The sequence below is a fragment of the Oleiphilus sp. HI0080 genome (assembly GCF_001635135.1).
Genome location: NZ_LWFU01000180.1, coordinates 1 through 580 on the forward strand (window position 1 = coordinate 1; position 580 = coordinate 580).

Genomic DNA, 580 nt, shown 5'->3' on the forward strand with positions numbered 1-580 from the left:
GCGTGAACATCTCTTGTGCGCTATTGTTAGCGGCGGCATTAACAGCTTGGGGTAAGTCGATAATGACAGGGCCACTTTCATCAACGAGTACGTTAAACTCGGATAAATCGCCGTGCACAATTCCCTCGCAAAGCATGAGCTTAATGTAGTGAATCATTAGCGCGTAATCTTCAATGGCTTGCTCTTCAGACATCAGCACATCGCCAAGTCTTGGTGCGACATTACCCTCTTCGTCTGTAATCAGCTCCATTAACAATACGCCGTCTACACAACCAAACGTTTCAGGAACACGCACCGAAGCTCGGGCTAAACGAGACAGCGCGTCAACCTCGGCATTTTGCCAAACCTTTTCCTGCTCTTGACGACCATAGTTGGATCTTTTTTGCATGGCCCGCGCTTGGCGGCCACTCCGCGCTTTCCGCCCTTCTTGATATTGCGCGGCCTTTTTGAAGCTGCGCTTCATCGCATCTTTGTAGACTTTTGCGCAACGAATGGTCTCGCGACAACGCACGACAAATATATCCGCTTCTTTCCCGCTCATTAGGCGGCTTATGACTTCATCAATCAAGCCATCTTCGAC

The 580-nt window shown here is 49.7% G+C and carries 1 protein-coding gene; it reads right to left on the reverse strand.

The window, feature by feature from the left end; all coding sequences use genetic code 11:
• Positions 1-580, reverse strand: a 580-nt coding sequence (locus tag A3751_RS01980) for an RIO1 family regulatory kinase/ATPase (RefSeq protein ID WP_068451530.1), incomplete at both ends; no start/stop codon positions are given.